This is a genomic window from Streptomyces sp. NPDC087428, assembly GCF_044744085.1.
Lineage (GTDB): Bacteria > Actinomycetota > Actinomycetes > Streptomycetales > Streptomycetaceae > Streptomyces.
Genome location: NZ_JBIUXR010000014.1, coordinates 264050 through 273004, shown reverse-complemented (window position 1 = coordinate 273004; position 8955 = coordinate 264050). Strand labels below are relative to the sequence as shown.

Sequence of the window (8955 nt, the reverse complement as noted above, 5' to 3'; positions counted from 1 at the left end):
GGGGGACCCTGTGGGAGAGTAGGACGCCGCCGAACTCCTTTTATAGTTAAGCCCCGTGCCCTTGTGGCACGGGGCTTTTCTGCGTTCCCGACCAGCTCGCCGGCCCGGCCGCCACGGGAGGCTGGTGGGTCGGCCCCCGCACTGCGGAACGCCCCTGGGGCGTGGGCAGGTGACGGTGCGACAGATGGTTTTGCGCACCCTCCGGATCAGGGTATGCTTTAGCTCCTTGCCGCAGGGCAGCAAGGCCCCAATAGCTCAGTCGGTAGAGCGTCTCCATGGTAAGGAGAAGGTCTGCGGTTCGATTCCGCATTGGGGCTCAGACACACGGAAAGGCCCCCGCCACTTGGCGGGGGCCTTTCGCGTATCCGGATCTACCCGATCCGACCGGAGGATCTAAGCGGCCGGCGGCTGAGGGACGCGCATCGCGAGGATGGCCATGTCGTCCGAGGCCGGCTCCGCGGCGAACCGCTCGACGGCCCGCAGGATACGTGCCGCCACCGCGCCCGCCGTAAGGCCCGTACACGTGGCCAGTACGTCCGCCAGACCGTCGTCGCCGAGCATGCGAGCGCCCTCACGGCGCTCGGTGACACCGTCCGTCACGCACAGCAGGACATCGCCCGGGTCGAGGGTCACCGTCTGCTCGTACAGCTCCAGATCCTCGATGACACCCAGCAGCGGCTGCGGTTCCGCAGCGGCCTCCACCGATCCGTCCTGGCGCAGGCGCAGCGGCAGCGGGTGGCCCGCACAGACCACCTTCAGCAGCGCACTGCCGTCCTCCTGGGGCCACAGCTCCCCGTACAGCAGAGTCAGGAAGCGGCTGCGGGCGCCCTCGTCGAGGATGGCGGCGTTCAGGCGCTCCAGGACGGCGGGGCCTCCGAAGCCCTCGCGGGCGAGCAGGCGCAGTGCGTGGCGGGCCAGGCCCGTCACGGCCGCGGCCTCCGGGCCCGTGCCGCAGACGTCGCCGATGGCGAAACCGTAGGCACCGTCCTGGATCGGGAAGACGTCGTAGAAGTCGCCGCCCACCTCGTTGCCCTCACCGGCTGCCCGGTAGATGACCTCGATCTCGACATTGGGTACGTCCGGCAGCCCCGGCGGCAGCAGGCTGCGCTGCAGGGACTGGCTGATTGCCATGCGCTCCGAGTAGAGGCGGGCGTTGTCGAGAGCCAGGGCGGCCCGGCGGGAGAGGTCCTCGGCCAGTTCCAGGATCTCCTGGCGGAAATGGTCGTCGGACGGTTTGCCGAGCGTGAGCATCCCGATGACACGGTTGCGGGCGACGAGCGGAAGGACCACCGTCTCCCCGCCCACGGCCGCCGCCGTGGCGAGCGTCGAACGGATACCCGCGCCCAGGCTCCCCGCGTCGCCGAGGCCGATGCTCCGCATCGACGTGCGCAGGGCGGCCTGGTGGGCGGCCTCGGACGGAGCGGACCAGACACGGGCGCCGGGGGCCGGCACCGGGTCCGGCGGGGAGATCTTGGAGAGAAGGGCCTTGAGGCCGTCGATGAGCTCCTCGTCCTCGTGCAGCACGTACGAGAGGTACGGGTCGGAGGACTGGTCGGCGATCGTGTAGACGGCGCACCAGGTGGCCAGCGTCGGGACCGTCATCTGGGCCATCAGGGCCAGGGTCTGGTCCCGGTCGAGCGTGCCCGCGAGGAGGTCCGACGCTTCGACGAGGAAGGAGAGGGAACCGCGGCGCAGCCGTTCCAGTTCGCCCAGCCGGGCGGACTCGACGGCCAGGGCGATGCGGTCCGCCGCGAACTGGAGGCGCAGGGCCTCCTCGTTCGAGTACCGGCCGGCGGCCTCCGCCGCGACGCCCAGGGAGCCCGTGAGGCGGCCCTCGACCTTCAGCGGGACGGTGACCACCGAACGCATACCGGTGTTGCCGAGCAGCGGCACGGCGCCGGGAACGGCGTCGAGGTCCTCGTGGACCGCGGGCATGCGCGCCGAGCCGTATCGCCCGGTGCCGGCCTCCACGGGGACGCGGGCGAAGCGCTGGCGCGCGGAGGGCAGGCCGGTCGTGGCCCGTACCTCCAGCTCGGTCTCGTCGTCCGTCGCCAGCAGCAGGAACGCCGCGTCGGCGTCGAGCATGTCGCGTGCCCGCTCGACGGTGCGCTGGAGCAGACCGTCGAGGTCGTCGGGGGCGGGTGAGCCGATGAAGACCTCGAAGGGGTCCGTCTTGCGCTCGGTGTTCGCGTCGGAGACGGGGGTGCGCACCGGCGACTGGAGCACCGCCCGCTCGTAGTCGCGGACCAGCAGACAGACCGTCGAGGGTTCGCCCTGGGTGTCCCGTACGCGCAGGTGGGAGCCGTAGACCGGAATGGTGCGGCCGTCGGCGCCCCGGATGCCGTAGCTGCCTTCCCAGCGGGAGAGGCGGAGGGCGTCGGCGATGCCGGTGTTGGTGCCGGGGGTCTGCGGCCAGGCGGTGAGGTCGGTGAACTGCTTGTCGGCGACCTGGTCCGCCGTGTACCCGAACAGGTACGCGGCGTCGTCGTTCCACGCCGCGATGGCGCCGAGGCTGTCGATCTGGACGACGGCGACCCTGACCCGTTCGTCGGTGACCGGGAGCAGGTCGACGGGGAGCAGCGGGCCCGCGGACCGGATGCCCACCGGGCGGTCGGGAAGATCGAGCTGGAACCAGACGTGTTTGTGCGCGGGGGAGTACTCGACGCCCCAGCGGGAGGCGAGCGCGGCGCACAGCAGCAGGCCGCGGCCGCCCTCCCGGTCCGGGCTGCCGAAGTCGGGTCCGGTGGACTGGAGCGGGATCTCCCGTTCCGGATAGTGGTCGGAGATCTCGACCCGGACGCCGCTCTCCGTACGGAGGCACAGCACGTCTGCGGCGGTGCCGGCGTGGACCACCGCGTTGGTGACGAGCTCGCTGGTGAGGACGACGGCATCGTCGACGACATCGGTGTACCCCCACCCCTGGAGGGTGTCGCGGACAAAAGCGCGGGCGGTCGCGACAGAGCGCCCGGCCGGGTCGAAGGTGGCAGCCGCGCGCGCCGTGATCACAGCACTCCCCATATGGTGTCTCGTCGCTTCCCCGAGTCCTGTGCCCGTTTCTAGCCGCTTCGATTCGCTTGCCAGGCTAGACGCTCTGTCCGTGCACCGGATACACGAGGGCAGACTTCGGGCAAGGACGAACGGATACGGGCCTGTGACCGGACAAGTGTGGGCTTCCCAACAGAGCGATACGGGACAACCATTGGTCGTTCCACCCCGACCGGTTCCGGCCTGGTAGGTTTCAACGATTTGACGTCCGCATAGTCACCCGTCAACGGTGGGCTGTGGCGGTGAGCCATTGAGGATCTGGGCAAGCTCCCAGAGAAGACCCGAGCGATACGGTCAACCCTGCGGGAGGGACACGGTGGAGTCTGGCGTGGCGGCGCGGGGAACAGGCACGCGCACTAAAGGCGGACAGTCCGTGAAGAAGCAGCGCAATGGAACCATCGAAGTCGACGCGGCAGCGCTCAACAGACTGCTGGCCGGTCTGGTGGCCATGCGTGACGGGAATTTCCGCAGGCGCCTGACAGTCTCCGGCGACGGCGTGATGACGGAGATCGCAGCCGTCTTCAATGAAGTCGCCGATCGCAATGTCCATCTCACGGGTGAGCTCGCCCGGGTACGGCGTGTGGTCGGACGGGAGGGCAAGCTCACCGAACGGCTGGAGACGGGCGCCTGCGAAGGGTCCTGGGCCGCCGCGATCGACGCCTCCAACGAGCTCGTCGACGATCTCGCACGACCGGTCTCCGAGGTCGGACGGGTGCTGTCGGCGGTGGCCGACGGTGATCTGGAACAGCGGATGGAGCTCCGGTCGCACACCACCGACGAGACGGTACGGCCGCTGCGCGGCGAGTTCCTGAAGGTCGCCCGTACGGTCAACAACCTCGTCGACCAGCTGTCGGCGTTCACCGAGCAGGTGACGCGGGTCGCGGTCGAGGTGGGGACCGAGGGCAAGCTGGGCGGGCAGGCCCAGGTGCGCGGCATGTCCGGGTCCTGGAAGGACCTCACGGACTCCGTGAACACCATGGCGTACCGGCTGACGGCGCAGGTGCGCGACATCGCCCTGGTGACGACGGCGGTCGCCAAGGGCGACCTGTCCCGGAAGGTCACCGTCCATGTGGCCGGCGAGATGCTTCAGCTCAAGAACACCGTCAACACGATGGTCGACCAGCTGTCGTCGTTCTCCTCCGAGGTGACCCGGGTCGCCCGCGAGGTGGGCACCGAGGGCGAGCTCGGCGGGCAGGCGACGGTGCCGGGTGTGGCCGGGGTGTGGAAGGACCTCACCGACTCCGTCAACACCATGGCCGGGAACCTCACCTCCCAGGTGCGCGGCATCGCGGAGGTGACGACGGCGGTCGCCAACGGTGACCTGTCGCAGAAGGTCCGGGTGAGCGCGCGCGGTGAGGTCGCCCAGCTCGCCGAGACGATCAACCAGATGACCGAGACGCTGCGCACCTTCGCCGACGAGGTCACGAGGGTGGCGAGTGAGGTCGGCGGCGGGGGCGTGCTCGGCGGCCAGGCACAGGTGCCGGGTGCCGCGGGGACGTGGAAGGACCTCACCGACTCGGTGAACACCGTCTTCCGCAACCTGACGACCCAGGTGCGGGACATCGCGCAGGTGACGACGGCGGTGGCCAGCGGTGACATGACGCAGAAGGTCACGGTCGACGTGGCCGGCGAGATGCTGGAGCTGAAGAACACCGTCAACACGATGGTCGACCAGCTTCAGTCCTTCGGTTCGGAAGTGACCCGGGTGGCCCGGGAGGTCGGCGTCGAGGGCCGGCTCGGCGGCCAGGCCGAGGTGCCCGGCGCGGCCGGTACCTGGAAGGACCTCACGGACTCCGTGAACACGGCGTTCCGGAACCTGACGGGTCAGGTCCGGGACATCGCGCAGGTGACGACCGCGGTCGCCAACGGTGACCTGTCGCAGAAGGTCACCGTCGATGTCGCGGGCGAGATGCTGGAGCTGAAGAACACCGTCAACACGATGGTGGCCCAGCTGTCTTCCTTCGCCGACCAGGTGACGCGGATGGCACGCGACGTGGGCACGGAGGGCCGCCTCGGCGGTCAGGCACGGGTCGACGGCGTCTCCGGTACGTGGAAGGAGCTCACCGACTCCGTCAACTTCATGGCGGGGAACCTGACCTCCCAGGTGCGCCAGATCGCCCAGGTGACCACGGCGGTGGCCCGGGGCGACCTGTCGCAGAAGATCGACGTGGACGCGCGGGGCGAGATCCTGGAGCTGAAGAACACCATCAACACGATGGTCGACCAGCTCTCCGCCTTCGCCGAGCAGGTGACCCGGGTGGCCCGCGAGGTGGGCACGGACGGGCGGCTCGGCGGCCAGGCCCAGGTGCCCGGCGTCGCCGGTGTGTGGCGCGATCTGACCGACTCGGTGAACGGCATGGCGGGAAACCTCACCGCCCAGGTCCGTAACATCGCGCAGGTCGCCACGGCGGTGGCGCGCGGTGACCTGTCGCAGAAGATCGACGTGGACGCGCGCGGCGAGATCCTGGAGCTGAAGAACACCCTCAACACGATGGTCGACCAGCTCTCGAACTTCGCGGAGCAGGTGACCAGGGTCGCCCGCGAGGTGGGCACGGAGGGCATCCTCGGCGGTCAGGCCGAGGTGCAGGGCGTGTCCGGTACGTGGAAGGACCTCACGCAGTCCGTCAACGGCATGGCGAACAACCTGACCCTTCAGGTCCGCAACATCGCCGAGGTCACCACCGCGGTCGCCAAGGGCGACCTCTCCAAGAAGATCACCGTCGACGCCAAGGGCGAGATCCTCGAACTGGTGACGACCGTCAACACCATGGTCGACCAGCTGATGAACTTCGGTGACGAGGTGACGCGGGTCGCGCGCGAGGTGGGTACCGAGGGCATCCTCGGTGGCCAGGCGCGGGTGCGCGGTGCCACGGGCATCTGGAAGGACCTCAGCGAGAACGTCAACCTGATGGCCAACAACCTGACCAGTCAGGTGCGGAACATCTCCCGGGTCTCGTCCGCGGTCGCCAACGGCGATCTGACGAAGAAGGTCACCGTCGAGGCACGCGGCGAGGTCGCCGAGCTCGCCGACACCGTCAACACGATGGTGACGACGCTGTCCTCGTTCGCCGACGAGGTGACCCGCGTCGCCCGCGAGGTGGGTACGGAGGGGGAGCTGGGCGGCCAGGCACGGGTCCCCGGCGTCGCCGGTACCTGGAAGGACCTCACCGAGTCCGTGAACTCGATGGCGTCCAACCTGACCGGTCAGGTGCGCCAGATCGCCACCGTCACGACGGCGATCGCGAAGGGCGATCTGACCAAGAAGATCGACATCGACGCCCGCGGTGAGATCCAGGAGCTGAAGAACACCATCAACACGATGGTCGATCAGCTGTCCTCGTTCGCGGAGCAGGTGACCCGGGTGGCCCGCGAGGTGGGTACGGAGGGGCAGTTGGGCGGCCAGGCACGGGTGCGGGACGTCGACGGCACCTGGCGCGACCTCACCGAGTCGGTGAACGAGATGGCCGGGAACCTCACCCGCCAGGTGCGTGCCATCGCGGCCGTCGCCACCGCGGTGACCCGCGGCGATCTCAATCTGAAGATCGACGTGGACGCGGCCGGTGAGATCCAGGCGCTGCAGGACAACATCAACACGATGATCGCCAACCTGCGTGACACCACGGCCACCAACAAGGAGCAGGACTGGCTCAAGGGCAACCTCGCCCGGATCTCCGGTCTGATGCAGGGGCGGCGCGATCTCGACGACGTCGCCTCGCTGATCATGAGCGAGCTGACCCCGGTCGTCTCCGCGCAGCACGGTGCGTTCTTCCTGGCCATGGCGACCGGCGAGACCGACGCGCTGGGCGCGGAAGGCGACCGGGAGGGCGCGTACGTGCTCCGGATGCGCGGCAGCTACGGCTACTCCGCCGGCTCCATGCCGACGTCCTTCCGGCCCGGTGAGACGCTCATCGGCACGGCCGCGGAGGAGAAGCGGACGATCCAGGTGGACAACGTGCCGCCGGGTTATCTGAAGATCTCCTCCGGCCTCGGTGAGGCGCCGCCCGCGCATGTGATCGTGCTGCCGGTGCTCTTCGAGGGGAAGGTCCTCGGGGTGATCGAACTGGCCTCGTTCCAGCCGTTCACCCATATCCAGCGGGACTTCCTCAACCAGCTCGCCGAGATGATCGCGACGAGCGTCAACACCATCAGCGTCAACACGACGACCGAGAAGCTGCTGGAGCAGTCGCAGGAGCTGACCGAGCAATTGCGTGACCGGTCACAGGAGTTGGAGAACCGGCAGAAAGCCCTTCAGGCGTCCAACGCGGAACTGGAGGAGAAGGCCGAGCTGCTGGCCCAGCAGAACCGCGACATCGAGGTCAAGAACACCGAGATCGAAGAGGCCAGGCAGGTCCTGGAGGAGCGTGCCGAACAGCTCGCTGTCTCGATGCGCTACAAGTCGGAGTTCCTGGCCAATATGTCGCACGAGCTGCGCACGCCACTCAACTCGCTGCTCATTCTGGCCAAATTGCTCGCGGACAACGCCGAGGGCAATCTGTCACCGAAGCAGGTGGAATTCGCCGAGACGATCCACGGCGCCGGGTCCGATCTGCTGCAGCTGATCAACGACATCCTCGATCTGTCGAAGGTCGAGGCGGGCAAGATGGATGTCAGCCCGACCCGGATCGCACTCGTTCAGCTGGTCGACTACGTGGAGGCGACCTTCCGGCCGCTCACCGCGGAAAAGGGACTGGACTTCTCCGTACGGGTGTCGCCGGAACTGCCGGCCACGCTGCACACCGACGAACAGCGGCTGCTCCAGGTGCTGCGCAATCTGCTCTCCAACGCGGTGAAGTTCACCGACAGCGGCGCTGTCGAGCTGGTGATCCGCCATGCGGGGGCGGAGGTGCCGAACGCCATTCGCGAGCAGTTGCTGGAGGCGGGTTCGCTCCGTGACGCCGACGCCGATCTGATCGCCTTCTCGGTGACCGACACCGGTATCGGGATCGCGTCCAGCAAGATGCTGGTGATCTTCGAGGCGTTCAAGCAGGCGGACGGCACGACCAGCCGCAAGTACGGAGGTACGGGCCTGGGCCTGTCCATCAGCCGGGAGATCGCCCGGCTGCTGGGCGGCGAGATCCATGCGGCGAGCGAGCCCGGCCGGGGTTCGACGTTCACGCTGTACCTGCCGCTGCACCCGAGCGAACTCCCGCCGCAGGGTTACCCGCAGATCGGCCCCGGGCCCATCGAGGTGCACGGTGCCGGGGTCGAGAGCGGGCGGCTGCCCGAGGCCGGGCAGGGGCTCGGAGAGAACTTCCCGGACTTCGGCCGCGGAACGGGCCGGCAGGGGAGCGCAGACGACCAGGGCGGCACGGCAGGGCTGTTCAGGCGCCGTCGCAAGGCGCTGGGCGGCGCGGGACAGCAGCCCGCGCTGCCGGCCCCCTCTGCGTCCCGGAGCGCCCCGCAGGAGCCGTGGACGCCCGCTGTCCAGGATGAGCCCGAGGTCCGCAGGACGTTCCGGTTCAGCGGTGAGAAGGTGCTGATCGTCGACGACGACATCCGTAACGTCTTCGCGCTCACCAGCGTGCTGGAGCAGCACGGGCTGGCGGTCCTGTACGCGGAGAACGGGCGCGAGGGGATCGAAGTCCTGGAGCAGCACGACGATGTGACGGTCGTACTGATGGACATCATGATGCCGGAGATGGACGGCTATGCGACGACCTCGGCGATCCGTAGGATGCCGCAGTTCGCCGGGCTGCCGATCGTCGCGCTGACGGCCAAGGCGATGAAGGGGGACCGGGAGAAGGCGATCGAGTCCGGAGCATCCGACTACGTCACCAAGCCGGTCGACCCTGATCATCTTCTTTCCGTTATGGAGGGATGGATGCGCGGAGAGTGATCGCCGATTGAGCGAATCAATGATGATTTGTTGATCGAGTGTGTCCGAAGTGGTGTGGGAGCGCCGTTTCCGGG

At 68.5% G+C, this 8955-nt stretch carries 2 protein-coding genes and 1 tRNA gene; 2 read left to right on the top strand and 1 reads right to left on the bottom strand.

Translation table 11 applies throughout. The annotated features are described in order from the left end of the window. Window positions 1-244 precede the first annotated feature (244 nt). Window positions 245-317: transfer RNA gene (locus ACIO3R_RS29185), tRNA-Thr, on the top strand. A gap of 76 nt (window positions 318-393) precedes the next feature. Here ACIO3R_RS29185 and ACIO3R_RS29180 read toward each other — a convergent pair. Then, complete coding sequence (locus ACIO3R_RS29180; RefSeq protein WP_385039649.1) at window positions 394-3018, bottom strand: SpoIIE family protein phosphatase; 2625 nt, start codon at window positions 3016-3018, stop codon at window positions 394-396. 400 nt (window positions 3019-3418) lie between these two features. On the opposite strand from ACIO3R_RS29180, the gene ACIO3R_RS29175 reads away from it, so the two are divergent. Further along, window positions 3419-8881, top strand: a complete 5463-nt coding sequence (locus ACIO3R_RS29175; RefSeq protein ID WP_385355426.1) for a HAMP domain-containing protein — start codon at window positions 3419-3421, stop codon at window positions 8879-8881. The last annotated feature ends 74 nt before the right edge of the window (window positions 8882-8955 follow it).

Excerpts from the sequence above, each read along its gene's own strand:
- ACIO3R_RS29180 (WP_385039649.1), bottom strand. The coding sequence starts at position 3,018 with ATGGGGAGTGCTGTGATCACGGCGCGCGCGGCTGCCACCTTCGACCCG.